The organism is Undibacterium paludis, assembly GCF_022568815.1.
Taxonomy (GTDB): Bacteria; Pseudomonadota; Gammaproteobacteria; order Burkholderiales; family Burkholderiaceae_D; genus Undibacterium.
Genome location: NZ_JAKZHX010000005.1, coordinates 25,950 through 50,038 on the forward strand (window position 1 = coordinate 25,950; position 24,089 = coordinate 50,038).

The window sequence follows — 24,089 nt, forward strand, 5'->3', positions numbered from 1 at the left end:
CATTCCTTGAGCCTTAGTCTCAACAGAATGCCGTGCATGGAAGGCACTACGACATGGCAACGCTGGCCAGAAGTATATTTGCCTGACTTGTCGGTATGACTTATTTCTTTTCGAAGTAAGTCCCTACGCAGACCATGCTGTCCCCCGCGCCACGCTCGCAATAGGAGCGCTTCAGCTCATAGCTCTGGGTCGCAGGATTATTGAACTTGTAGGGACCATACCAACCCTTGGATGAAGTTTTCACCAGGTCTATCATGCCCTTGATGAAGGCATTGCCATCCACATCCTTCATGCTCATGAGGTTTTTGCCGACCATTTTTGCATTCGCCCCTTGCGCCAGACAATTGCCTTCAAAGTCATACACAAAGACGTATAGGTCTTTTTCCTTGAATGCGCCATCGGGATGATCAGTGAAGGCTTTGTAGGCTTTTTCTGCACCGGCTGATTTGACCAGCGCAACAGCTTTTTTGACCATGTCCTGCGCCTCGGCTTCAGTCCCATGTTCACCTGCCGCATGTGCGAACGGCGCATAGGCGAGCATACTTAATATCATCGGTATTAATTTAGCTGAAAAACGTTTCATTCAAATCTCCTTGCAAGTAAATACTTACCATCATCATAAGTGCCGCTATAGCTATCACTTGTTTCTTTATAGCAGCTTTTTAGGGCTATGCTATTGAAGGAAACAAGAGTTTACATTGAAGGATTTTTTTGCATTGCCATAGATATAGCGCAAAGGAATGAGTTTAAATACCGGGCTGTCAGCAAAACCGGCAAGTCTTAACAATACATGCGATGCAGCAAAATGCAAAAAAGCCTGCAAAGCAGGCTTTTCTTTCCAGCAAAATAGCAACGCTGAGGCAGGTTTATTTTTTCACCGGCACAGCAGGCGGCAGTTCTTTTTCCTGCAACTGCCGTACTTGCGGCACCAGCTTGTTGTGCGCATCGAGGAATGCGGCAACAATGACCTTGGCTTCATTGGTATTGCTCCAGCCGGCACCAAAGCCACCGCCATTGGCGCCGAAAGCCAGGCCGCCCAGGCCCAGGTCGGTGGATTTGGCCGAACCTGTTGAAGCTGCGACCTGCTCGGTGGTTTCATTATCAGTCAGCAGCAAGGCCACTTGCGCTTCTTTGAAACTGACTTTTTCAGCATAACCGACAAAGTTCTTCAGGATGGGGATCATGCCCATGATGGCACCTATGCCGCCGCCAGCCTTGCTTTCAGAAAAAGTCAGGCTCGGTGTCATGGTGTATTGTGCTTCGTAACCCTTGCCTTTGGAAACGGTAGAGTTCTTGCGGATGATGCCCTGGTCTTTCAGCTCCTGCTCGTTGATCACCGCCTTCAAGCCAGACGCACGGTCAACCACGCGAAAGCAGCCGCTTTGCTGGGCCAGCAACCGTATCAGGGGCACCGGTGAAGATGGCAGGTTGTACTGACTGATCTGGGTATAGCCGTTGGGGTTTTCCACCAGGGCAAGGGTCGCCACTGGTGCATCACACTTCACCAGCGTTTTGCTGGCGCCCTTGGCACCAGCGGGACCGGCAGCGCCAGTCACTTCGGACGAACCCTCACCCAGTTCAGTTTTCTTTTGTCCACATGCCGCGAGAAACAAGCTGGCACTTAATAATAGAAACAAAGCTTTCTTGTTACCAGCCTGAATTACCATTCTCATTCCTGTTTCCCGCCGTGACAAAATTTAGATCAGTACATTAAGCCAGTTTTGGCTCTGCTGCACGCAAACGGATGTGCAACTCACGCAATTGCTTTTCATCGACTTCAGACGGTGCCTGTGTCAACAGACATTGGGCACGCTGGGTTTTCGGGAAAGCGATCACGTCACGGATGGATTCTGCACCTGTCATCATGGTGACGATACGATCGAGACCAAATGCCAGACCACCGTGTGGAGGCGCGCCATATTGCAGGGCGTCGAGCAGGAAACCAAACTTCAATTGTGCTTCTGCATCATCAATCTTCAAGGCACGGAAGACCTTGCTCTGTACATCAGCACGGTGGATACGGACAGAACCACCGCCCAGTTCCCAACCGTTCAGGACCATGTCATAGGCCTTGGCGATACACTTGCCCGGATCAGTTTCCATCAGGTCTTCATGGCCGTCTTTTGGTGCAGTGAATGGATGGTGAGTCGCAGTCCAGCGGTCGTTTTCTTCATCGTGCTCGAACATCGGGAAGTCGATGACCCACAATGGTTTCCAGACATCTTCAAACAGGCCGTTGGCCTTGCCGAATTCGCTATGACCAACTTTCACGCGCAATGCGCCGATAGCGTCGTTGACAACTTTGGCTTTGTCGGCACCGAAGAAAATCAGGTCGCCATCTTGTGCGCCTGTGCGTTCCAGGATTTGTGTCAAGGCTGCGTCGTGGATGTTCTTGACGATAGGGGATTGCAGACCGTCACGGCCTTGTGCTTTTTCATTGACTTTGATGTAAGCCAGGCCTTTGGCGCCATAGATACCGACGAACTGGGTGTAAGCATCAATCTCAGCACGTGTCATGGCTGCACCGCCAGGTACGCGCAAACCGACTACGCGACCATTGACCATGTTGGCTGCACCGGCAAATACCTTGAAGTCCACGTCTTTCATCACGTCTGTCAATTCTGTGAATTGCAGCTTGACGCGCATGTCCGGCTTGTCGGAACCATACAGGCCCATGGCTTCTGCGAAGTCCATGACAGGGAAAGGATTTGGCAGGTCGATGTCCAGGGTGTTCTTGAAGACCAGGCGTATCATGCCTTCGAACATGTCGCGAATCTCTTGTTCGCTCATGAAAGAAGTTTCGCAATCGATCTGGGTGAATTCTGGCTGGCGGTCAGCGCGCAAGTCTTCATCGCGGAAACATTTGGTGATCTGGTAGTAACGGTCAAAGTTGGCCACCATCAGCAATTGTTTGAACAATTGCGGGGATTGTGGCAAAGCGAAGAAGTTACCGGCATTGACGCGGGATGGCACCAGATAGTCGCGCGCGCCTTCTGGTGTGGACTTGGTCAGCATTGGTGTTTCGATATCGATAAAGCCATTCGCATCAAGGAACTTGCGCACTTCCATCGCCACCTTGTAACGCAGGCGCAGGTTGTTTTGCATCTGTGGGCGACGCAGGTCCAGCACGCGGTGGGTCAGGCGTGTGGTTTCAGACAGGTTGTCGTCATCAAGCTGGAACGGTGGCGTGATGGAAGGATTCAGCACTTCCACTTCATGCGCCAGCACTTCGATCTTGCCGGACTTCAGATTGTTATTGCCAGTACCTTCCGGACGGCTGCGTACCAGACCGGTAATGCGCAGGCAGAATTCATTACGGACTGTTTCTGCAGCCTTGAACACGTCGGCACGGTCAGGATCGCAAACAACCTGCACCAGACCTTCACGGTCGCGCAAGTCGATGAAGATCACGCCGCCGTGATCGCGACGACGATGCACCCAGCCGCACAGGCTGACGGTTTGGCCGAGTAATTCCTCAGTAGTGAGGCCGCAGTATTGGGTACGCATGGACATAATTCTTACCTGTCTGTATTCAAAATTAAAAATGATTTGATGCGGTGGATAACCACATCATTTATTTGGTGGGGAGATGCTCGGGAGCCACCACGCCCATGGAAACAATATACTTGAGTGCGGCATCAACACTCATATCCAGTTCTATCGCCTGATCCTTGGGCATCATCAAAAAGAAGCCCGAGGTCGGATTCGGTGTCGTCGGCACGTATACGCTGACAAAATCACCTTTAAGGTGATTAACCACATCACCACCAGGTACGCCGGTCAGAAAACCAATGGTCCAGCAATCACGGCGCGGATATTCAATCAGCACGGCTTTGCGAAAGGCATTGCCGGAAGAAGAAAACAAGGTGTCCGATACCTGCTTGACACTGGAATAGATGGAACTGACGATAGGAATGCGCTGTAACAGAGCTTCCCATGCTTTGATGACGTAATTGCCAATAAAGTTCTGGGCCAGTAAACCTGTTACAAAAACAATCAGCAAAGTCAGTACGGTACCAAAACCCAGAATCTTGAAGCCCACCAGCTTTTCTGGCCGCCATTCTACCGGCAACAGTAGTAAAGACTGATCCATGGTACTGATAACAGCATGCAGTACCCAGAGCGTAATCGCCAGGGGCACTAAAATCAGCAAGCCGGTAATAAAGTATTTACGCATGGTGATCGTTTCGTTCTTCTATAAACCGATAAAAAGGGGAAAGTTCAAGACTATCCAGGTGCAATGGCCCAAGTGTCAAAGTATCAGGCAGCTTTGTTGCCTTCTGATGACGCACTTGAAGCCGTTGGCGCCGTCCCGGCAGGTGCAGCCGGGGCAGCACTGCTGGTTTCGGCAGCAGGAGCAGAACTGCCTGAATCGCCGGCAGGTGCAGTTGACGCGGCACCGCCAGAGCCCCCCCTGAAATCGGTCACATACCAGCCGGAACCTTTTAACTGGAAACCGGCAGCAGTGACTTGCTTCTTGAACGAGGATTTGCCGCAGGTCGGACAAACGCTCAACGGCTCGTCAGAAATCTTTTGCAATACATCCTTGGCAAAACCGCATTCTTCACAGCGATAAGCATAAATCGGCATGGCTACGCCCTTAAAAAACTGGTAAAACCCTGAATTATAAAGGTTTTTGATCAGAATTTGCGCATTGCGTCAAAGCAGGCTCAAACATGCGTCTTCTTGCGAATGAACTGTGGCAGCAAAGAACCCAGAATCATGCCTGTCATACTCATCAGGACGCCAACCAGTTGCGGTGGCCACAAACCTTCGGGTGCCGCGATTTCCATACTCACCCAGGAAACAATACCCAGGACGATAGAAGCCAGCCCGCCCTGGGTCGTCGCGCGTTTCCAGTACAGACCAAAAGCCAGCGGCACAAAGGCAGCGACCAGGGTCACCTTATAGGCGTTTTCCACCATCTTGTAAATGCTGGACGCTGTATTCATTGCAAAAAGAGTAATAATGGCAGTGAACACCAGCACGACTGCACGCATCATGAACAGGAATTGCTTGTCACTTTGTTTAGGGAAGAAGGGTTTCAGGATATTTTCAGAAAAGGTCACTGATGGCGCCAGCAAAGTAGCACTGGCGCAGCTCTTGATGGCTGACAGCAGAGCACCAAAGAACATGACCTGGGCCAGCATGGGCACCTTGGTCATGATCAGCGTCGGCAAGATCAGTTGCGAGTCTTTGTCTATCAGGCTTTCGACCATCTTGGGGTCGATCAGGGTTGCCGAATACGCCAGGAACATGGGGATGAAGGCAAAGCAGAAATACAGGGCACCGCCCAATACCGATGCGTTGCCGGCAATTTTTTCATTCTTGGAGGAAGCTACGCGCTGGAACACGTCCTGCTGCGGTATGGAACCCAGCATCATGGTGATCCAGGCAGCAAAGAACCACAGCGATTCCTTGGCAGTAGGCTGAGGCCAGAATTCCAGTTTGCCGGCATTGGCGGCATGTTCAATGACCACACCGGCGCCACCGACCATGCCCGACACCTCCCAACCAATATAGAGCATGCCGACCACGATGATGATCATTTGCAAAAAGTCAGTGATCGCGACTGACCACATGCCGCCCATCAGGGTATAGATCAGAACGCTGCCGGCGCCGATCATCATGCCAACATCATTGGAGATATAACCGCCCGACACCACACTGAACACCAGGCCCAGCGCCTTGATCTGGGCAGCCACCCAGCCAAGATAGGACACCACGATACACAGGGTCACCAGAATTTCAGCGGTACGGCCAAACTTGTTGCGATAGTAGTCACCAATCGTCAGCAAATTCATGCGATACAAAGGCCGCGCAAAGAACAGGCCAACAAAGATCAGGCACAGTGAAGAACCAAAAGGATCAGCCACCACGCCTTTCAACCCCTCCTTGACGAAGGTCGATGAAATACCCAGCACTGTTTCCGAACCAAACCAGGTGGCGAATACGGTTGCCGTCACCACATACATGGGCAGAGAACGGCCTGCCACGGCATAGTCCTTGGAGTTATTAACGTAACGAGCGGCATACAAACCAATGCCAACAGAAATAACCCAATACAGGATGACGAACCAGATAAGAGTATTCATGGAAAGACGTGCAATGATGTCAATAAAAAACCCGCATTTTTTTGCTGCGGGCATTATAGACGTAAGTTACACGAAGTTCGATCACGAGACAGCCAATTTTCTGCAATATCTGGCTCGATATGAGGCTTATTTGTGCAAAAACCTCGCTATCTGGCCTTATGTATCAAAATGTACTGGCAATCACTACATTACCCCATGACAACTCCAGCAGACCACTCTTCCTTGCACAAAATTGGAAAGCAAATACTTATTACATTTACAATTATTTGAAACACTTTGAAACATAATAACCATCAAACTGCAGGATTCATATAAAATCGGCCGCAGCTTGCAAATTTTGCAGCTTTGTTATCAATCCAGACTACGCAGTTGTTTCAGGCTGGCGTAGCACATCTATGATAGGGACATACATGGAACTGGCAAGCACCCACCAAGGTTACGGACCGGCGCGCGAGCGTTTTATCAGCAAGACTTTTAATCACCTGGGCGGCGCGATTCTGGCGTTTACCGCCGTTGAAGTCATCCTGTTCAAGACCGGCATCGCCGATGTCATGGCACAGGCCATGCGTCATCTGCCCTGGTTCCTGATCCTGGGCGCATTCATGCTGATCGGCTGGCTGGCATCACGCGCTGCGCATACGGTTGAGAGTCTGCCTCTGCAATACGCGGCACTGGGTGCCTACATCCTGGCAGAAGCAGTAATTTTCATTCCCATCCTCTCCATCGCTAACAAGGTGGCTCCTGGTGCGATTGCCAACGCTGGCCTGGTCACTGTATTGGCGACCATAGGCCTGATCGGCGTTGCCTATGTATCACGCAAAGACTTTTCTTTCCTGGGCAGCGTATTGAAATGGGGCGGCCTGGTTGCCCTGATCCTGATCGCCTGCGGCATGATCTTCGGTTTCCAGCTGGGCCTGTTCTTTTGCGTCGCCATGGTAGCCTTTGCCGGTGCGGCAATCCTGTATGACGCCTCCAACGTCATCCATCATTACCCTGAAGACCGCTATGTCGGTGCAGCACTGGAGCTGTTTGCTTCCGTCGCCCTGATGTTCTGGTATGTTCTGCGCATCTTCATGAACTTCCGCGACTAAACTCTGCATCATCTACCAGCCTGCCCTGCGGCAGGCTGGTCATCTATGCTGTATCCGACACTTCAAATCCCCACCTGATCCTTACTTGCTGACATCCTTGCCATGTGCGGGCAAAGCGATAGTCTGTCCGTCCTTGACCCTGAAATTCGTCGTCAGCAATGCGCGGTCCAGCAAATAACTGGCCTTGGTCAGCAAATCGACCGCGCCCAGGTAAAACTGTGGATTGATCTTGTCTGCGGTGTCACCAGGCTGGTGATAGTCTGCATGATCTTCCACGCCAAAATAAATGTGTGGCACGCCGGCCAAAAAGAAAGGCAGGTGATCTGACTGTTTGGTCCAGTCATCCGTGCCCTGTTCTGGCCTGTCATGACCAAACCTGAGCTTGACGCCCTGATTGCCATCCAGCGGCGCCAGCAAGGTTTTCAGCACCGGCGTGTGGTAACTGCCGCTTGCATATAGCTCCCCCTTATCGCCACGCCCTACCATATCAAAGTTGATATTGATACCTACCCGCTGCATCTCCACCAGCGGCTTGGCGGCATAAGCGCGTGAACCGTTCAGGCCCAGTTCTTCCGCATCAAAGAAGATGTACATGACATCATGTTGCGGCGCCTGACTCTGCATGGCAGTGGCAATCGCCAGCACGGCGGCCACACCGGAGGCATTATCGTCGGCCCCGTAATAAATCTGGCCGGCACGTTCACCCAGGTGATCATAATGGGCAGAAATCACTATCATGGGTGCAGTCTCATGGCCGTTCATGCCGCCAGGGCGGCAGGCGAGGATATTCCTGCCATTGCGCTTGCCACCCTGGCGCGTCTGGAATTCAAACGCCTGCACATAATCATCGCTGCAAGGCCGCACACCCAGTTGCTGCAAACGACTGATCAGGTAATCGCGCGCCAGTTCAGAACCTTTGGTATCAGTAGCCCTCCCCGCCATTTCTGCACTGGCCAGTTTTTTGACGTCAAGCATGGCCTGGGCCTGAGTCTGTTCCTGAGCTTGGACAGGTGTCATGCAATAACTGAAAAGCAAAGCAGACAGCAAGCGAACCAGGGGCTTATTTTTCATGGATATGATCAAGATAAATTTTGGTAAAGGTGTTCAAAAAATGGTGATACTGACTGAGCACAACAGATTCTCAAGGCTGACCTTGCTATTTGTCAAACATCAGCAACAAAAATGACAGGCTTGCAATTCCCTGCGTTACGTGGCATAAATTCCTGTAGGGCTCATAAGTTGCTTGTAATCCATAAAGATTTACATAAAATAAATTCCTGCTTTACAACTTTGGCCGCTCACACACCAGTTTTACCTTGATAGATGTTGAATTTAAAAAAACTTGTCGTTACCACAGTCGCGGAATTTGATGCCCTGGCAGCCCCATGGCGTCTGCTGGAACAGCAAGTACCGCACTTGCTGCCTTTCCAGACCTATGACTGGAATCGCTGCTGGTGGTCGGTTTTTTCTGATTCATCGCTGTTCCACAAAGACGAACTGGCTATCTGCACCCTGTATGAAGAGGATCAGGGCCAGCGCAGGCTGGTTGCCGTCATGCCGCTGACCAATACCCATGTCGGCTTGCACAGCCTGTTCATCTATCGGTATGTACGCCCCTTTGGCGCCGACCCCAACCTCACAGAAATCCGCATACCGTTGGCCCTGCCCGATTTCAACGAAACCATTTTGCAGCAATGGGAAGACTTGTCCAGACAGGAAACCTTCGGTCTCACCGAATTCCAGCTTATCCACACCAGGCAGCATGCAGCGCATTTTTTGGCCAGCAATACGGCGGTCCATGCTCTCGATGAAAGAGCGATACCGAATTACATCCTGCACCTGCAAGGTGACTGGCAAAACTTTAAATCAGGACTCAAGCGCAATATCAAGGAATCACTACGCCACTGTTATAACTCTCTGGCGCGCGATGATATCAAGCTGCAGCATAAAATCTTGCGTGGACGTGATGCAGTCAAGGCTGGCCTGAACCAGTTTTATGCACTGCACCGCCAGCGGGCAGGGGCCAGGGACACGGTGGAACATCCCGATTATTTTGCCGACGAAAAACATTGCCATTTCATCGCTGGCCTGCTCGAAACCGGCTTTGCCGACAGGGTCTGCCTGTTTTGCCTTGAACTTGATGGCAAGACCGTCGCCTTGCGCATGGGTTTTGTGATGGGCGACGAACTGTATCTTTACTATTCCGGTTACGACCTGGCTTATTCCCGCTATAGCGTGATGACGACGCTGCTGGCAGAGATCATCCAATGGTCATTTGCCCAGCAGATAGCCAGGGTCAACCTGTCAGTTGGTGAAGATGTATCAAAAACCCGTTGGGCCCCTGACGTTACTGACTACGTTGAATACCAGTGCGTCAAAAACAATGCCTGGCGACGCAAGCTGGGCCAAAGCATTCTCGACATGCGCAAGCTGCGCAAGAACTGGTCTGCTGCGAAAACAGCATAACGATCAACTCATCCCCAGGTATCGAAGCAGGTATACTGACGCCGTTATATTGGCCAGCATTACCACCAGTCACCAGCCCAATTAAGGACTTGTCTTGCGCTTCATACATACCTCTGACTGGCATCTGGGCCAGACCCTGCACAGTGCCGAACGCGGCCTTGAGCATCAGCATTTTCTTGACTGGCTCTGCAATACACTGGAACAGCAGCAGGCCGACGCCCTGCTGATCGCTGGCGATGTGTTCGACAACGCCAACCCGTCGGCCACTTCCCAGAAGCAGTTCTATCGCTTCTTGCAACAAGCCAAGACGCGCCTGCCGGCACTGGACATCGTCATCATCGCTGGTAACCATGACTCGCCAGGCCGACTGGAAGCACCCGGCCCCTTACTCGACGGCATGGGCGTCAGCGTCGTCGGCCTGGTGCCACGCCTGGCTGACGGCAGCATCAATCTGGCCAGCATGGTAGTGCCCTTACATCAAGATGGAAAAGTCACTGCCTGGTGCCTGGCCATCCCATTTCTCCGCCCCGGTGATGTGCCGCGCGTCGATAATGCCGCCGATCCTTACATGGCAGGCATCGCCCGGCTTTACCAGGATGTCACGCAATATGCACTGAGCCTGCGCCAGCCTGGTCAGGCCATTATCGCCATGGGCCATTGTCATATGGTCGGTGGTGAGATATCTGAAGATTCAGAGCGCCGCATTGTCATCGGCGGCACTGAAGCCTTATCTGCAAACATGTTTGACGCCAGCATCTGCTATGCCGCGCTTGGTCATCTGCATCTGTCACAAAGAGTAGGCAGGCAGGAACATCTGCGCTATTGCGGCAGCCCCCTGCCCCTGTCTTTTGCCGAGGTCGATTACCAGCACCAGGTCCTGTGTGTTGACATCGACGGTGAGCAGCTCAGGCAGGTGACGCCACTGCATGTACCACGCGCCGTGCAACTCTTGCGCATACCCAGGCAGCCTGCTCCCTTGCCTGCAGTACTTGATGCGCTTGACAGCCTGGACCTGTCGGGCCTGGTCACAGCAAACCAGGGGCCGCAATATGATCCCTACCTCGAAGTCAGGGTCAAACTCGATGCGCCTGAACCCGGCTTGCGTACCCGCATAGACAGCTATATTGCAGGCAAACCGTTGCGCCTGCTAAAAATAGACCCGCATTACCCAGGCAAAACCGGCGACGAAAAAGGAGAACCAGCGGCAGAACAGGATACCCTGGACAAGCTGCAACCTGAAGATATCTTCCGTCGTCTGTATCAGGGCAAGTACCAGCAAAATGCGCCAGCCGACATGTTGCAAGCCTTCAATGAAGTCCTGCATGAAGGGGATGCATCATGAAGATACTGGCCATACGCGGCAAGAACCTGGCTTCACTGGCAGGTGAATTTGTTGTCGATTTCACGCAAGAACCCTTGCAGTCCGCAGGTCTGTTCGCCATCAGCGGCCCCACCGGCGCAGGCAAGAGCACCCTGCTTGATGCACTGTGCATGGCCTTGTATGAAGACACGCCGCGCCTGGTCAGGGCCGGTGCAACAAAACTGCCAGATGGCGCTGAAGCCATCACCCAGAGAAATGCCGGCAACCTGCTGCGCCGTGGCACCGGTGAAGGTTATGCCGAAGTCGATTTCGTCGGCACTGACGGTCAGCCTTATCGCTCGCGCTGGAGCGTACGCCGCTCGCGTAACAAGGCCAGCGGAGCCTTGCAACCAACCAGTATGAGCTTGCATCAACTGCCGCAACTGACACCAATAGGTGGTAAAAATACCGAAGTCAAGGAAGAAATCGTCAAACGTCTGGGGCTAAAGTTTGAACAATTCACCCGCGCCGTCCTTCTGGCGCAAAATGAATTCTCCAGCTTTTTGAAGGCAGATGACAATGACCGTGGCGAATTGCTGGAAACCCTGACAGGCAGTGACATCTATGGCCAGATTTCACAGCGTGCCTTTGCCCGCGCCAGGGACGAGCGGGAAAAACTCGAACGCATCCATGTGCGCCTGGCCGACAATAAACCCCTGAGCGCAGAAGAACGCACACAACTGGACAGTGATGTGCAAGCCAGTAAAAACCTGCTGGCCCAGTTTGATGCACAGCTTGAAGAATTGCACATCCATTTGCGCTGGCATGAAGATGACGGCAAACTCCTGCGCGCCGAGCAAGACGCCATCTTGCAGTTACAGAAAAATGAACAGCAACAACAGGCTGCCGAAGCACAACGTGACCACTTGCAACAAGTCGAAGCCGTGCAGGCGGCCCGCCCTTTGTTAAACGAAATAGCGCGTCTGCAGGCCGCTATCCATCAGGGGCAAACCGACCTGAGTGACACTGCAACAAAAATAGAAGCAGACACCCTGCTTGCGCAAGAACAGCACTTCAATCTGGACAAAGCACGGCAGGATTTGCAATCAGCCGAACAAGCCTTGCAAGAGGCCAGCCCTGCACTCGATGCAGCCAAGGCACTGGACAGCAGCCTGCTGATACTGCAAGGTAACTGGCATGCCGCACAACAAACCCTGGCACAGACAGAGCAGGCATTGGGCGCTGCGCGGCAGAACCTCAACAACAAGCAGACTGAACTGGCCCTGCTGCAAAAGAAACGGCAAGATACCAGCACCTGGCTGACACAGCATGCAAGCCTGCAAACCCTGGCTGAACAGTGGACCACATGGGAATTATTGCTCAAACAGGCTGGCACGGCCAAAAGAGATCTCGCCTTCCAGCAGCAAAACATTGTCAATTTGCAGCAACAAAAAGACCGGCAAGAACAATTATGGGCAGACAAGGAAAAACAGCTGGAAGCCAGCACACTTGCCTGCAAACAAGCCGGGCAATCGCGCGATGCAGCACATCAAGAACTGGCACAACTTGATCTGCCTGCCCTGCAAACACGAAGACAGTCGCTGGAGCAAAGGCGCACGCAATTAAGTACGGCAACTGACTTGCACAGGCAGTTGCAGGAACACACATCGCGCATACAGAATCTGCAAACCCAGCAGCAGGCATTGCAAACAAGCATGCAGGCTATCGAGCAAGCCGCAGCTACTGCACAAAAACAATTGCCTGGTTTGGCAGCCGCCAGGGAGCAGGCAGAAAAAAGCCTGCAACTGACCCAGGCAGCCTGCAATGCCAATGTAGAAAGCCTGCGTGACAGCCTGCAAGACGGACAGGCCTGCCCGGTCTGCGGCGCTACTGAACACCCCTACAAAACCACCAACCCGCAACTGCATGCCTTGCTGGCAGAACTGCAAAATGAACTGACGAAATGCCAGCAGGCAGAACAGTGCAGCCGCGACAGGGCTACCACCGCGAGTGCTGAAAGCAGACAATACCAGGCCCAGCTAAAACAGCTTGCCCAGGATCGGATGACTGCAGAGACGCGGCGACAAACCCTGCAGGAAACCTGGACATCAAGCAGCATCGTTGCCGAATTGTCCGCAGCCAGTACCGCAGATGACATCACCGCCTGGCTGGACAATCAACAAAACCATCTGCAACAACAATTACAGCAAGTGCAGCACAGCGAACAGGTTTATACCTCAGCATTAAAAGCCAGGGACCAGGCCCAGATAAATTGGGAAAAAACCTCAAGCACCCTGCAAGCCATCAAGGAAGAGCACACCAGCATAGGTCACGCAGTGGAAAAATCCAGTACGGCACTTGCGCAATGTCGTGAAAAAGAACAGGACGCCAGCCATAAACTGACTGATGCCCTGGACCAGCTGGAAGCAGCCTTTGCCACCCAGGGCGAAGACGGTAGCGACTGGCGTGAGGGCTGGCACACGGAACCGGCACAGTTCCAGGACCGTTGCGCCCGTCACGTACAGCAATGGCAAAACCAGCAGCAGGCACACAGGCAATTGAATGAGCAGATTGCCGTACTGCAAACTGAAGCGGACAAACTGCAAGTGCAAACCCGTCAACTTGATGAGCAATATGCCAGCGAGCACAAGCGCAACCAGGCGGCTGAAAAAGAATTCACACAAAGACAAACTGAACGCCGGCAATTATTCCAGGGCAGCACAGTGCAAGAGGTAGAGACCACACTGAACAGCAACATCAGGGCAGCCAGAGAATCTATACAAATACAGCAAAAAACGCATGACGACATACGCGAACGGCTAACGCGCCTGCATGAAGCGCAAAAACAAATCAACAGCCGCATTACTACGCAAAGTCATGAATTGCAACTGGCCAAGGACCAGCTGTCTGCCTGGCTGAAGCAACAGCAAACCCGCAATGCAAGCCTTGATGAAGCACGCCTGCATGACCTGCTCAGACATGATTATCACTGGCTACAGACTGAACGCACGGCCATACAAACCCTGGATAAGGCCAGCCAGCAGGCCGCAACGGTACTCCACGAGCGACGCCAGCAAAGACAGACACATCTTGAACAGCGCCCCGCCAGCCTGAGCTTCGCCAGCATTGATGCAGCCGCAGACGAAACTTCAATGCCTGTTAATCAGGGTGGCAGCAGTTCATCCGAAAATGAGACAGAAGCCGACGACATCACAAATCTGCAAAACTTGCTGAAGCAATTGAACAGCAAACGCCAGCAGGCGCAGCAGCAACTGGGCCGGCATGAAGTCACGCTGGCCCAGGACGAAGCCCGTCACCAGAAAGCCAAAGACATGATAGACGAACTGCAACAGCAGGAAGCACAGACCCGTCTGTGGGCACAGATGAATGAACTGATAGGCTCTGCCGACGGCAAGAAATTCCGCAACTATGCCCAGCAAATCACACTCGACGTCTTGCTCGCCTATGCCAACCAGCACCTGCACCAACTGTCACGCCGTTACCGCCTGCAACGTGTCGCGGACACCCTGGCCCTGATGGTTATCGACCAGGACATGGGCGATGAATACCGCTCTGTCCATTCCCTGTCGGGCGGCGAATCCTTCCTGGTATCGCTGGCCCTGGCGCTGGGCCTGGCATCACTGTCCAGCAACCGCATCAAGGTTGAATCCCTGTTCATCGACGAAGGCTTCGGCAGCCTCGACGCCGACACCCTGCGCATCGCCATGGATGCGCTTGACAGCCTGCAAGCCCAGGGTCGCAAGGTGGGGGTAATTTCACATGTCCAGGAGATGACGGAAAGAATAGCGACCAGGGTGCTGGTGCAGAGGGTGTCAGGGGGGAGCAGTTCGGTGGGAGTGGGGTAAGCAATATACAGGACGTTAGCAAGCACCACATTGCCTTGCTATAAATCGTCCTTATCCTCTGCATAATTATAAAGATCGAAATCCACAGATAAATCCAGCGTCGCCAGACGTTTAATTAATTCAGCGGACAGATGCAAACCTGGGTTAGACCCGTAATAGGCAATCATTCTCAGACACCTGCTTGGCATGGCTCAAGAGTGTGCCAGATTTGAGGTGTTTGTTCTGTACAACCGCCATCCTTATACAAGCACCTGGCGTGTCTCACGCATGAAGAGCATGATCTTTGCTTCCAGGTCTTCGTCTATCATCATCTCTGGTCGGCGGCCATGGGGACATGGCAGGCTTTTGCTGGTGCCGAACAGGCGACAAATCAAAGGGCGATCATCATAGACCTGGCATCCCTTGTCGGACAAATGGGGACAACTCAGGTCAGCCAGTGCTGCCTCATGCTCTGCGTCGGTTTTTTGCGGCAGGTTGGCCATTTCTTCAGACGACGCTGTCACTGGACCACAGCAATCATGACAACCAGGAATGCAGGAAAATGTGGGTATATGCCTTCTAAAAAAGCGGATTTTTTGGTAGTTGGATGTCATTTATTGTTGCGTTCAGATCAATGCAAACTTTTTTGGCCAGCAAATTCCAGGCATCGCCATTGCATCAGCGTCGCTTAACCTGGGCTTTCCACTCCATATAATTAGCTGGAACGCCTTTGTCAGAGGCGATGATTTCCTTCAAGTGAGCGTCAAGCAGGTCCAATTCAATATTTTGCTTATGAATCGTCGCATCGATCCGCTGCGCACCTGCAGGGATAGTCTGTAAACGTTGATGTAACTCATTGAGATGCAATGCCATGGCCTGCTCCCCGACATACGCTCTATTCACATTGATGAATTTAAAACTACTGCAGGAGCCTTTCAAACAAAAAACCACCAGGTTATAGCAGTCGCTGGCCCTACACCACCAGGTATTGTAGGCGAACTGTTTGCGTAACAGTTGTATCATGGACGTGAGTATTTTTCTTTTACCCCAAAAATTGGCGACGAGGATGCCTTCCGGCTTCAACGCACGATGGCAAGATGCGTAAAATTTCGCCGTATTCAATTCACTGGCAAGACCGTCAATAGTGAAACCGTCAAGAAGAATGACGTCTACCGACAGCTCAGTTTTTTGCAAATAATTGATGGCATCATCATGGATGATCTCCAACCTGTCGTCGTCTGCAGGCAACATGAATTGATCACGTAAAGCCAGGACATCGGCACAGATTTCCACCACGGTGATGCGACAATCCGGAAGAAACCGATGACAGAATTTCACCAGGGAACCACCTCCCAGGCCTATCATCAGAATATGCCGGGGCGCAGGGTTATGCAGCAAAAACCCCATCATGTCACGCGTATAGGCAAACACCAAATCGTCTGGTGCATTCAAATTCATGACGCTTTGCATGCAGGTCTGGCTGAAATACAAAAATCTCAGGTGCTCATCGTCATAAATGAAAGGCTTACCTTGATGTGCAATGTGCAGCTTTTCCAGTTGCCTGATATGCCGCTTATTACTGAATAAAAAACGTTTCTGAAAGAGGCGAAACAGAAAATGTCGCACCTTCCGCATGCTTGAGCCTTTTGTCGGCATAGGTAAGTACTTTCTTGCTAAATTTTACATGTTTTGCATGAGAAAATTCGGCCTATCACAAGAATTCCTACTCGTGACTGCTCCAAAAGTGAGCAGACTGAGTCGATTAAATGATACATTAATGCGAATTTCATTATCATACAATGATAACACCATGTCAAAATCAAAAAGCAATACACTCACTTTTGAAGAAACACTGATACAAAGTAAAGGCAGGGCATTTGTGTTTGACGATGGAGATTTGCGCACTTTGCATTTTGATGGCAACTCCATACAGAGTGCGATGAGCATATCGTCGCCAGACAGGTTGATACTTACTTATACCCAGGCAATGATGGCATTTTTACTGTTCAATCCAGCGCCCGCGCATATCTTGCTGATTGGTCTGGGTGGGGGTTCTCTTGCCAAGTATTGCTATCAAAAATTACCCGATACCTGCATTACTGTCGTAGAACTTGATAAAGATGTTATCGCACTTCGCGACGTGTTTCATGTGCAAAAAGACGATCACCGCTTCCAGGTCATACAGTCTGACGCGCTAGACTTTATTGAAACGACTTCAGAAAAGTTTGACTTCATTTTGCACGATGGCTTTGTGGCAGACGGTTTGGCGCCCGCACTCAGTACAGAATCGTTCTATCAAAGTTGTCATCAGGTTTTGTGTGAAGGAGGGGCGCTGATTTCCAACCTATGGGGTAATCATGAGGTGCTCTTCAAAATCATGCTATGTTTGCATACCATTTTTGATGAGCAGTTATGGTGGTGCAACGCAAGAAACAGCCTCAATCGCATCCTGATTTCAGGAAAAAACATTGATGTTAACATGACACAATCTGGATTTTCGGGTAATGCCGCCTTACTTGACGGGCAGCATCAGTTTTCTTTTTCCGATATTGCACGCAGATTGCACACGACTACTGGCAAGAGCCGGGCTGACTTTGATGCATTCGCCAGCAATTATTTATGCGCCGCATAGATTTGCCTTTTCAGGACTTAACGACTGCATCATTTTCCTTGCATATCAAGGGCAAATGTAATAACTTCGGGCTCAACAAGGAACCATTGAAATCATCCATGATAGACGCACTCATCGCCGGACGCTTATTCGGTATTGCTGAAGAACGCAGCGGCCATGCCGGCTCTGCTTATGTGACCTGCAAGGTACGCGCTGCAACGGATGATGGCGAACTGATCATCTGCAATGTGATAGCCTTCAATGACAAGGTGCGCAATACCCTGCTGGCGCTGCATGACGGTGACAGTCTGTCGCTGTCGGGAGCGCTGACACCCAAGGTCTGGACGGACAAGCAGGGCAAGACCAGACCGGCGCTGGATCTGGTTGCGCATACCGTGATCACGATGCATTCGAATACGCCTGATCAAGAGTAGGTTCGCGCAGGGTGCACCGTTTTTTAACACACTGGGCCGTGCTTACTTCATCAGTACCAGCAAACGATTATTGGCGGGCATGGCGACATCATCTTGCAGGCGCATGCCATGCTGCTCAGCCAGCTGTGTGATTTTTTCGATGTCGCGTATGCCCATGTGGGCGGCTTGCTGTTTTAGTGATGTGTCAAATTGTTCGTTGCTGGGGCTGGTGAACTGGCCATGGTAATTGAAGGGGCCGTAGATACAGAAACGGCCACCATTTTGCAGCAGGGCGGCGACTCCGCCAAACATCAACTGTACTTCTTCCCATGCCATGATGTGGCAGGTATTGGCGGTGAAGACAGCATCAAATTTTTCTTTTGGCCAGTTGCTGTGACCTATATTCAATTCCAGTGGTGGCAACAGGTTGGGCAGGCTGACTTCAGCCTGCCATGCCAGTATGCTGGGGTGATAATCTGCGCGGTCGCTGGTTTGCCATTGCAGATGGGTGAGGTGCTGTGCGAAATAGACGGCATGCTGGCCGGTGCCGCTGCCTATCTCCAGTACCTTGCGACAGTCAGCTAATAGCGGCGTGATGACTTGCAGTATGGGTGCGCTGTTGCGTTCGCAAGCAGCGGAAAATAATTTGCTCATGCTGTGCCTTGTTGAAGAACTTGACCGTGGCAAGCTTAACACAGGCAAAAGCTTTACAATCACAGGCGTTATTTCCAGCTGCACCGTGATGCAACATGAAAAAATTCCAGTTACTGCCTGTGCACGCCCTGCGCCCGTATATAGACCGCTTGTGGGGTTGGGAAAGCGAGGCAGGTGAAACAGTCGCCCTGCCGGAACTGGTGGTTGGCACTGGGGCTGAACTGTATTTCCACTATGGCCGCCCCTTCCAATACCAGACCCGCTCGTCAGGACAGCAAACCTGCGAGCAGGCTCACCTGTTTTGTGTGCGCCAGCAGGCTCTGTCCCTGATGCCATCGGATGCACTGGGGTTTATTGCCGTGCGTTTCAAGGCTGGCATGCTGCCTTACTTTACGCCTGTGGCGCTGGCGGCGCTCGTCGATCAGGTAACGGCATTGGAAGATATCTGGGGCCAGGCTGCCCGTGACCTCAAAGAGCAACTGGATGAAGCGGGTAATCTGGCAGCACGGCTGAATCTGATACAGGATTTTTTTTGCCAGCATCTGCACCGTACTGCGCCAGACACCCTGATGACGCAGGCCATGCATAGTCTGTACCGTCACTATGACAGCCTCAGCATAGAAGCGCTGGCCGATCATTTTGGCCTGGGCCGCCGTCAGTTTGAAAGACGCTTTCTGGCTACCAGTGGCTTGACTGCCAATACCTACAAACGTATCAGCCGCTTTGAACACAGCTTGCGCGCCCTGATGCTGGATGACACGGAAAACAGTCATGCCATCGCGCTGGACCACGGCTATTATGACCAGGCCCATTTCAATCATGAATTCAGACGGCACACGGGTACAAACCCACAGGCATACCTGACAGCGGCGCGCGCCAGGACGCATTTTTACAAGACCAGCTGGCAGCAACCGGGCATGATGGCGCTTCATCCACTCTCTTTAAAAAATCACCATGTTGACATTACTGGCTGAAATTGAAGCACAAACCGCATCCCGGGATGCCGTCAAACAAATACTGGCCCAACTGGTCGCCGCCACAGAGCATGAAGCGGGCAATATTTACTATGCCGTGCATCAGAACCGTGAAAAGCCCCAATGCTTCATTGTCTATGAGTTGTACCGCGACCAGGCTGCCTGCGATACCCACCTGCAGGCAGACTATTTGCAAGCCGCACTGAAAAGCATGGATGGTTTGCTGGCAGGTAGCCCCACCCTGACTTTTTACGATACGGTTGCCACGACACGCCTGCCGCAAAAATAGTTATCTTGCCGATTGACGGCAGGTCGGGACTGGCATCATCAGCACCACAGACTCCAGACCTGCCAGATCGCAAAACCGAGCAGCAGACAACCACCGGCGCGGTTGATGATGAGCATCAGCCCGTCATCCAGTTTTTCACGCAGCAGGGCGACACCGCTGCTCAAGATCAACCACCAGCAAGCTGAGCCGATGAATACGCCGGCTATCATCACGGCGGCAGCACCGGGTTTGAGGGCCACCGGCCCGGCAATACTGGCAAACACGGCAATGAATGACACGATAGTCATGGGATTAGTCAGCGTCAGCAAAAAAATGCTGGCAAAAGCGCGCAGGGACTGCAACTGATCCGGCACGCCCTGGCTTGCAGCAGGCGGCTTGCTGGTAATGAGTTTCGCCCCCATCCAGGCCAGGAACAGGGCGCCTGCAATTGCCAGCGGCAATGACAGCGATACAAAGTAATCGGTCACTGTCGCCAGCCCGAATGCGCCGATAGCGCCGTAGGCGGCATCGGCGCAGGCGGCGCCCAGACCACTGACAAAACCGGTGCGCATGCCATGCACCATGGTGCGCTGTATGCACAGCAACCCTATCGGGCCGACCGGCGCAGCGATTGACAAGCCTATCAGGGCTGCTTTCAGGAACAAGGTGAAATCCATTTTAATCTGCCTTTGTTGTTCAAACATGGCAGACAGTATGGCAAATCAATGTTGTGATTAACATGGATAAAATAAGCCAGAACTGCTAAATTACCTTCAGTATTTCTGCGAACTCGCATCTGCGCTTAAACAAATGGATATTGATACAAAATCATGGAAAATCCTCGCTGCCTTGCAGCGTGATGCCCGCATTTCATTGAAAGCACTGGCGGAAGAAACCGGTCTGTCCATGCCAGCCACGTCTGAGCGTTTGAAGAAACTGGAAGAAACCGGTGTCATCAGCGCCTACCGCGCCGAAGTGAATGCCGAAGCAGTCGGCCTTGATGTGATGGCCATCGTCGGCATCACCGTACCGCAACCACAGAAAGCCAGCCTGATAGCCCACCTGAAGTCACTGCCTGAAGTCATAGAATGCCTGCATGTGACGGGGCAGGATTCGTTTTTGTTGCGCGTGGTCAGCCGCAACATCCGCCATCTGGAAAACTTTGTCGGCAATATCAATCACTATGGTGAGACCCGTACCTCGATTGTGATGTCTGCCCCTATTCCCTTGCGTGCCCTGACGGATATGTCTGGTGGTGTCGTTGAATCAGGCAAGAGCTAATTAACAGTAATCGCCATCTTCTACCTGAAACCATACACATATGCACGATATAAATTTGCGCCAGATCATGTCAGCGTCAAAAATAATAAAGAACTAGTTCCAATGACGAATGGTGTTTGGTTATGACGTCACCTAGTATGCCTTCCAACATCAAGGGAGGTACACATGCAGCGCAGATCATTCATCACCGGCGGCATCATCCTTGCAGGCAGCCTGGTTTTATCATCCGGCAGTCAGGCACAGGTTGCCGGCATCAGCGACGCCATCAACAAGGCCGGGCGACAAAGGATGCTGACGCAGAGGCTGGCAAAAGCTTATCTGCAAATTGGCCAAGAAGTGGAAGTCGAGTTATCGAAAAAAATCCTCGATCAGTCCATGTCCGGTTTTGACCGTCAACTGGTCGAATTACTGGCCTATGCGCCGCAAGCAGATATACGCAACAACCTGACATCCATGGAAAAGACCTGGCTGGATTACAAACAACTGCTGGTAGGCAAGACGCCGAACCAGGCCGATGCCAAAACCGTGTTGAAGCTCAGTGAAAACCTGCTGCACATGGCTGATGGCGTTACCCTTCAACTGGAGAAACTGGCTGGCGGCAGTACCGGCAAACTGGTCAACCTGGCTGGTCGCCAGCGCATGCTGTCGCAACGCCTGGCCAAGATGTACCAGGCAGCACACTGGCATATCGCCAGTCCGGATGTTCCTGCCATGATGACACAGGCCCGGCATGAATTTGCCGCTGCCATGCAAACCCTGAATGCAGCAAGCGGTGACAGTACACGTCTCAAAGGTGAACTGGCGCTGGCACAAAGCCAGTGGGTGTTTTTTGAAGCTGCCCTGCAAGCCGGTACTGATGGTAAATCCCAGCGCCAATCTGCCAGCAATGTTGCAACCACCAGTGAACGCATACTGGAAGTGATGGACAGAATAACCCTGATGTACCAACAGCTTGCAGCATAAGCCGATGAAATTTCCCGTCCGAAACCAGCCAGCAGGCAGCATGCTGTGCCTGCATACTCTTCCCATTGTTCAACCACAAGCGAGGAAGAAATGCATATCAGCAGCGAATCAAGTATCCTGTATTTTGGTACACCGGTAATACTGGTCAGCACGGTCAACCCGGATGGCAGCTTTAACCTGGCACCAATCTCATCCATCTTCTGGCTGGGCTGGCGTGCCGTCATCGGCGTAGGCTCCAGTTCGCAGACGGCGCGCAATCTGCGGCGCAATGGCGTCTGTGTATTGAACTTGGCTTCGGTAAACGAAGTGGAAGCCGTCAATCGCCTGGCCAAGACCACAGGCTCAGACGCGATGTCGCCATGGAAGGCGGGTATAGGCTACCGCTACGAAAAAAACAAGTTTGAACTGGCGGGACTGACACCGCAACAATCAGAGACCGTAGCGGCAGCAAGAGTGCAAGAATGCCTGGTGCAGCAGGAGTGTACGGTAGCTGCCATGCATGGCATCGCCGACGATGAAGCCATGCTAAAAGGCGGCATACTGACATTCGAGTTGCGTATACAGCGCCTGCATGTGGATGCATCGCTACTGCTTGACGGCAATCCTGACCGTATAGACCCGGATAAATGGCAACCGCTGATCATGAGTTTTCAGAAATTCTATGGACTCGACAATCAGCAATTACATGCGTCCACCCTGTCGACAATACCGGAAAAAGCTTACCGCAGTCCAGAGGTCGACAAGGCACGTCAACTACCCGTTCTGTCCCAGACTTAAATTTTCATCATGGATGCCGTCCTGGGTTGGGACAAAAGCTCGGCAAAGACCTGCCAGCGACTTTCTTCATCGCCCGGTTTGGCGAGTTTTTCTACATAGGCCTTGGTCATGTCCTGGCCCAGGTTGTAATTGATGACGTAGGAACGGTGTCTTTCCATGAAGCGCAGGCGCTGCCTGGACCTGGCTTCGTCAGACAGCGCGTATTTCATCAGCATGGCAACGGCAGCTTCGGTATCGATGTCGCCATCAAGATACTGTTTGGCGACCATATTGCCTGCGTAACTCAGCTTTTGCAGGACAGCCTGCACCTGGTAGTAATGTTCAACCCTGGCCGGGTCTATGCCCGCCAGCGGGAACAGGACTTCTTTTTCAAAAGCCATGCGCTCGGCGTGTGGGAAGGCGACTTCTATACCGTAATTGGCACTGCCCTCGGCCAAAAAGGACATGGGTGAATACAGGGGATAGACACTGTACTCTACCCAGGCATTTTCATTGACCAGGTGTTTTTCTATCAGCAGATTGAAGACATGGTGGCCGGGATAACCCTCATGGCTGGCCAGGTCGATGGCGCGGCTGATGAACATGGGGAAGTCAGTATTGACCTGTATCAGGCTATAGCTATTGCCCTTGTACCAGTTGTAGGCGCTCCAGACCTGATCTTTGACATATTCAATCTCAAAATTTTCTTCTTCCGGCAGGCTGATGTATTTTCTGGTGCGCGCGCGGGACTCGTTGATGGCTGCCTTGAAGACGGCATCGAGCCTGTCTTGCGGGATTTCAAACTGTTTGGCATAGGCAGACAGACGGGTGTTCAGGTCGCCCTCACCAGGCAAGAGCTGGCCCAGCTCTGCCAGGATGGGATCAAAATCTGCCGGACTCAGGTCAGGCGAACGGGCATCATACAGCGCCAGGGACTCATCATCGAAAGACAGCTTATGGCCAGCCAGCTGGGCAGCATAGGTCTTGACGGAGGCGATGTGCAGGCGCAAAAAGTCCTGGCGCAGTTCCTGCCCGGCTGGTGCCGCAAGCAGGGCTTGCACTTGCCCCAGCAGGCTGTCCGCCTGTTGCAGCAAGTCTTCCAGGGGTAGTTTTGTGGCAGCTGCCTGCCATTCGGCAGGTCCGTAATAGGCGTCGACATAGCCGGCATCATGCTGCCCCAGGGCAAGCACCAGCTTGACATAGGCTTCGGCGATTTGATCAAGCGTCATATTGCTGTTCTCCAGTAAGGTGTGATTTGCATTTTATTGTGTCATGCCTGTCCAGCTTGGACCAGGCAACAGCATTCTGGTTCACGGTAACAGCAAGCAAGAATTGACACGCCATGCACCTGACTCTATATTTCGCTACCGCC

25 protein-coding genes are annotated in these 24,089 nt (G+C 52.3%); 12 read left to right on the top strand and 13 right to left on the bottom strand.

Annotated features, from left to right (window positions below):
• Positions 1 to 100: 100 nt before the first annotated feature.
• From LZ463_RS09910 to LZ463_RS09935, 6 genes are all read right to left on the bottom strand, one after another.
• Positions 101 to 583 (bottom strand): cache domain-containing protein, encoded by a 483-nt coding sequence (locus tag LZ463_RS09910; RefSeq protein WP_241455471.1) that lies wholly within the window; start codon positions 581 to 583, stop codon positions 101 to 103.
• A gap of 283 nt (positions 584 to 866) precedes the next feature.
• A complete protein-coding gene (locus tag LZ463_RS09915; RefSeq protein ID WP_489686107.1) occupies positions 867 to 1,667 on the bottom strand; it encodes a CsgG/HfaB family protein in 801 nt (266 codons plus the stop codon).
• Between the two features lie 43 nt (positions 1,668 to 1,710).
• A complete protein-coding gene (gene aspS / locus LZ463_RS09920) occupies positions 1,711 to 3,513 on the bottom strand; it encodes an aspartate--tRNA ligase (RefSeq protein ID WP_241455473.1) in 1,803 nt (600 codons plus the stop codon).
• Between the two features lie 61 nt (positions 3,514 to 3,574).
• The gene (locus LZ463_RS09925; RefSeq protein ID WP_241455474.1) at positions 3,575 to 4,177 is read right to left on the bottom strand and encodes a DUF502 domain-containing protein; all 603 of its coding nucleotides are present in this window, start codon (positions 4,175 to 4,177) and stop codon (positions 3,575 to 3,577) included.
• Positions 4,178 to 4,260: 83 nt separating this feature from the next.
• Positions 4,261 to 4,590, bottom strand: a complete 330-nt coding sequence (locus tag LZ463_RS09930; protein ID WP_241455475.1) for an FmdB family zinc ribbon protein — start codon at positions 4,588 to 4,590, stop codon at positions 4,261 to 4,263.
• A gap of 80 nt (positions 4,591 to 4,670) precedes the next feature.
• Complete coding sequence (locus LZ463_RS09935; RefSeq protein ID WP_241455476.1) at positions 4,671 to 6,095, bottom strand: high affinity choline transporter 1; 1,425 nt, start codon at positions 6,093 to 6,095, stop codon at positions 4,671 to 4,673.
• A gap of 410 nt (positions 6,096 to 6,505) precedes the next feature.
• Between LZ463_RS09935 and LZ463_RS09940 the strand changes: the two genes are divergently transcribed.
• Entirely contained in the window at positions 6,506 to 7,186 is a 681-nt protein-coding gene (locus tag LZ463_RS09940; RefSeq protein WP_241455477.1) for a Bax inhibitor-1/YccA family protein, read from the top strand.
• Between the two features lie 81 nt (positions 7,187 to 7,267).
• On the opposite strand, the gene LZ463_RS09945 is transcribed toward LZ463_RS09940, so the two are convergent.
• Entirely contained in the window at positions 7,268 to 8,257 is a 990-nt protein-coding gene (locus LZ463_RS09945; RefSeq protein WP_241455478.1) for a M20/M25/M40 family metallo-hydrolase, read from the bottom strand.
• Between the two features lie 252 nt (positions 8,258 to 8,509).
• Between LZ463_RS09945 and LZ463_RS09950 the strand changes: the two genes are divergently transcribed.
• The 3 genes from LZ463_RS09950 to LZ463_RS09960 all read left to right on the top strand — a co-directional run bounded on the left by LZ463_RS09950 (position 8,510) and on the right by LZ463_RS09960 (position 14,818).
• Positions 8,510 to 9,652, top strand: coding sequence for a GNAT family N-acetyltransferase (locus LZ463_RS09950; RefSeq protein WP_241455479.1), 1,143 nt, complete (start codon positions 8,510 to 8,512; stop codon positions 9,650 to 9,652).
• A gap of 94 nt (positions 9,653 to 9,746) precedes the next feature.
• On the top strand, positions 9,747 to 10,994 hold the full coding sequence (locus tag LZ463_RS09955) for an exonuclease SbcCD subunit D C-terminal domain-containing protein (RefSeq protein WP_241455480.1): 1,248 nt from the start codon (positions 9,747 to 9,749) through the stop codon (positions 10,992 to 10,994).
• Positions 10,991 to 14,818 (top strand): AAA family ATPase, encoded by a 3,828-nt coding sequence (locus tag LZ463_RS09960; protein ID WP_241455481.1) that lies wholly within the window; start codon positions 10,991 to 10,993, stop codon positions 14,816 to 14,818. The genes LZ463_RS09955 and LZ463_RS09960 overlap by 4 nt, the downstream gene beginning before the upstream one ends.
• Before the next feature lie 38 nt (positions 14,819 to 14,856).
• Here LZ463_RS09960 and LZ463_RS29285 read toward each other — a convergent pair whose 3' ends face one another.
• From LZ463_RS29285 to LZ463_RS09970, 3 genes are all read right to left on the bottom strand, one after another.
• The gene (locus LZ463_RS29285; RefSeq protein WP_489686102.1) at positions 14,857 to 15,006 is read right to left on the bottom strand and encodes a DUF4279 domain-containing protein; all 150 of its coding nucleotides are present in this window, start codon (positions 15,004 to 15,006) and stop codon (positions 14,857 to 14,859) included.
• 51 nt (positions 15,007 to 15,057) lie between these two features.
• Entirely contained in the window at positions 15,058 to 15,411 is a 354-nt protein-coding gene (locus LZ463_RS09965) for a YkgJ family cysteine cluster protein (protein WP_277624013.1), read from the bottom strand.
• Positions 15,412 to 15,475: 64 nt separating this feature from the next.
• Complete coding sequence (locus LZ463_RS09970) at positions 15,476 to 16,207, bottom strand: fused MFS/spermidine synthase (protein WP_347176258.1); 732 nt, start codon at positions 16,205 to 16,207, stop codon at positions 15,476 to 15,478.
• Here LZ463_RS09970 and LZ463_RS09975 point away from each other — a divergent pair.
• The 3 genes from LZ463_RS09975 (at position 16,121) to LZ463_RS09985 (ending at position 17,842) form a co-directional block, all read left to right on the top strand.
• Positions 16,121 to 16,384 (top strand): hypothetical protein, encoded by a 264-nt coding sequence (locus LZ463_RS09975; protein WP_241455748.1) that lies wholly within the window; start codon positions 16,121 to 16,123, stop codon positions 16,382 to 16,384. The genes LZ463_RS09970 and LZ463_RS09975 overlap by 87 nt on opposite strands.
• 46 nt (positions 16,385 to 16,430) lie before the next feature.
• Positions 16,431 to 17,429: a spermine/spermidine synthase domain-containing protein gene (locus tag LZ463_RS09980; RefSeq protein WP_241455483.1), complete on the top strand. Its 999-nt coding sequence runs from the start codon at positions 16,431 to 16,433 to the stop codon at positions 17,427 to 17,429.
• 98 nt (positions 17,430 to 17,527) lie between these two features.
• Entirely contained in the window at positions 17,528 to 17,842 is a 315-nt protein-coding gene (locus tag LZ463_RS09985) for a single-stranded DNA-binding protein (RefSeq protein WP_241455484.1), read from the top strand.
• Between the two features lie 42 nt (positions 17,843 to 17,884).
• Here the strand turns inward: LZ463_RS09985 and LZ463_RS09990 are convergent, their stop codons facing one another.
• Positions 17,885 to 18,475, bottom strand: a complete 591-nt coding sequence (locus LZ463_RS09990; protein ID WP_241455485.1) for a DUF938 domain-containing protein — start codon at positions 18,473 to 18,475, stop codon at positions 17,885 to 17,887.
• A gap of 95 nt (positions 18,476 to 18,570) precedes the next feature.
• Here LZ463_RS09990 and LZ463_RS09995 point away from each other — a divergent pair, with 95 nt between their 5' ends.
• A complete protein-coding gene (locus tag LZ463_RS09995) occupies positions 18,571 to 19,449 on the top strand; it encodes a helix-turn-helix domain-containing protein (RefSeq protein WP_241455486.1) in 879 nt (292 codons plus the stop codon).
• Positions 19,430 to 19,738, top strand: coding sequence for a putative quinol monooxygenase (locus LZ463_RS10000; RefSeq protein WP_241455487.1), 309 nt, complete (start codon positions 19,430 to 19,432; stop codon positions 19,736 to 19,738). The genes LZ463_RS09995 and LZ463_RS10000 overlap by 20 nt, the downstream gene beginning before the upstream one ends.
• Positions 19,739 to 19,776: 38 nt before the next feature.
• Here LZ463_RS10000 and LZ463_RS10005 read toward each other — a convergent pair whose 3' ends face one another.
• Positions 19,777 to 20,394 carry a LysE family translocator gene (locus LZ463_RS10005; RefSeq protein WP_241455488.1) on the bottom strand — a complete coding sequence of 206 codons (618 nt, stop codon included), beginning with the start codon at positions 20,392 to 20,394 and terminating at the stop codon, positions 19,777 to 19,779.
• A gap of 133 nt (positions 20,395 to 20,527) precedes the next feature.
• Here LZ463_RS10005 and LZ463_RS10010 point away from each other — a divergent pair, with 133 nt between their 5' ends.
• From LZ463_RS10010 to LZ463_RS10020, 3 genes are all read left to right on the top strand, one after another.
• Positions 20,528 to 20,998, top strand: a complete 471-nt coding sequence (locus tag LZ463_RS10010) for an Lrp/AsnC family transcriptional regulator (RefSeq protein ID WP_241455489.1) — start codon at positions 20,528 to 20,530, stop codon at positions 20,996 to 20,998.
• Between the two features lie 165 nt (positions 20,999 to 21,163).
• Positions 21,164 to 21,961: a type IV pili methyl-accepting chemotaxis transducer N-terminal domain-containing protein gene (locus LZ463_RS10015; RefSeq protein ID WP_241455490.1), complete on the top strand. Its 798-nt coding sequence runs from the start codon at positions 21,164 to 21,166 to the stop codon at positions 21,959 to 21,961.
• A 90-nt stretch (positions 21,962 to 22,051) separates the two neighbouring features.
• On the top strand, positions 22,052 to 22,738 hold the full coding sequence (locus LZ463_RS10020; protein ID WP_241455491.1) for a flavin reductase family protein: 687 nt from the start codon (positions 22,052 to 22,054) through the stop codon (positions 22,736 to 22,738).
• Here the strand turns inward: LZ463_RS10020 and LZ463_RS10025 are convergent.
• Positions 22,735 to 23,946 carry a hypothetical protein gene (locus LZ463_RS10025; protein WP_241455492.1) on the bottom strand — a complete coding sequence of 404 codons (1,212 nt, stop codon included), beginning with the start codon at positions 23,944 to 23,946 and terminating at the stop codon, positions 22,735 to 22,737. The genes LZ463_RS10020 and LZ463_RS10025 overlap by 4 nt on opposite strands.
• Between the last annotated feature and the right edge of the window lie 143 nt (positions 23,947 to 24,089).

Bases quoted from the DNA above. Each gene is read 5' to 3' on its own strand.
- LZ463_RS09910 (WP_241455471.1), bottom strand. From the start codon at position 583: ATGAAACGTTTTTCAGCTAAATTAATACCGATGATATTAAGTATGCTC.
- LZ463_RS09915 (WP_489686107.1), bottom strand. From the start codon at position 1,667: ATGGTAATTCAGGCTGGTAACAAGAAAGCTTTGTTTCTATTATTAAGT.
- aspS (WP_241455473.1), bottom strand. From the start codon at position 3,513: ATGTCCATGCGTACCCAATACTGCGGCCTCACTACTGAGGAATTACTC.
- LZ463_RS09925 (WP_241455474.1), bottom strand. From the start codon at position 4,177: ATGCGTAAATACTTTATTACCGGCTTGCTGATTTTAGTGCCCCTGGCG.
- LZ463_RS09930 (WP_241455475.1), bottom strand. From the start codon at position 4,590: ATGCCGATTTATGCTTATCGCTGTGAAGAATGCGGTTTTGCCAAGGAT.
- LZ463_RS09935 (WP_241455476.1), bottom strand. From the start codon at position 6,095: ATGAATACTCTTATCTGGTTCGTCATCCTGTATTGGGTTATTTCTGTT.
- LZ463_RS09940 (WP_241455477.1), top strand. From the start codon at position 6,506: ATGGAACTGGCAAGCACCCACCAAGGTTACGGACCGGCGCGCGAGCGT.
- LZ463_RS09945 (WP_241455478.1), bottom strand. From the start codon at position 8,257: ATGAAAAATAAGCCCCTGGTTCGCTTGCTGTCTGCTTTGCTTTTCAGT.
- LZ463_RS09950 (WP_241455479.1), top strand. From the start codon at position 8,510: ATGTTGAATTTAAAAAAACTTGTCGTTACCACAGTCGCGGAATTTGAT.
- LZ463_RS09960 (WP_241455481.1), top strand. From the start codon at position 10,991: ATGAAGATACTGGCCATACGCGGCAAGAACCTGGCTTCACTGGCAGGT.
- LZ463_RS29285 (WP_489686102.1), bottom strand. From the start codon at position 15,006: ATGCCAAGCAGGTGTCTGAGAATGATTGCCTATTACGGGTCTAACCCA.
- LZ463_RS09965 (WP_277624013.1), bottom strand. From the start codon at position 15,411: ATGACATCCAACTACCAAAAAATCCGCTTTTTTAGAAGGCATATACCC.
- LZ463_RS09975 (WP_241455748.1), top strand. From the start codon at position 16,121: ATGACAGAATTTCACCAGGGAACCACCTCCCAGGCCTATCATCAGAAT.
- LZ463_RS09970 (WP_347176258.1), bottom strand. From the start codon at position 16,207: ATGATGGGGTTTTTGCTGCATAACCCTGCGCCCCGGCATATTCTGATG.
- LZ463_RS09980 (WP_241455483.1), top strand. From the start codon at position 16,431: ATGCTTGAGCCTTTTGTCGGCATAGGTAAGTACTTTCTTGCTAAATTT.
- LZ463_RS09985 (WP_241455484.1), top strand. From the start codon at position 17,528: ATGATAGACGCACTCATCGCCGGACGCTTATTCGGTATTGCTGAAGAA.
- LZ463_RS09990 (WP_241455485.1), bottom strand. From the start codon at position 18,475: ATGAGCAAATTATTTTCCGCTGCTTGCGAACGCAACAGCGCACCCATA.
- LZ463_RS09995 (WP_241455486.1), top strand. From the start codon at position 18,571: ATGAAAAAATTCCAGTTACTGCCTGTGCACGCCCTGCGCCCGTATATA.
- LZ463_RS10000 (WP_241455487.1), top strand. From the start codon at position 19,430: ATGTTGACATTACTGGCTGAAATTGAAGCACAAACCGCATCCCGGGAT.
- LZ463_RS10005 (WP_241455488.1), bottom strand. From the start codon at position 20,394: ATGGATTTCACCTTGTTCCTGAAAGCAGCCCTGATAGGCTTGTCAATC.
- LZ463_RS10010 (WP_241455489.1), top strand. From the start codon at position 20,528: ATGGATATTGATACAAAATCATGGAAAATCCTCGCTGCCTTGCAGCGT.
- LZ463_RS10015 (WP_241455490.1), top strand. From the start codon at position 21,164: ATGCAGCGCAGATCATTCATCACCGGCGGCATCATCCTTGCAGGCAGC.
- LZ463_RS10020 (WP_241455491.1), top strand. From the start codon at position 22,052: ATGCATATCAGCAGCGAATCAAGTATCCTGTATTTTGGTACACCGGTA.
- LZ463_RS10025 (WP_241455492.1), bottom strand. From the start codon at position 23,946: ATGACGCTTGATCAAATCGCCGAAGCCTATGTCAAGCTGGTGCTTGCC.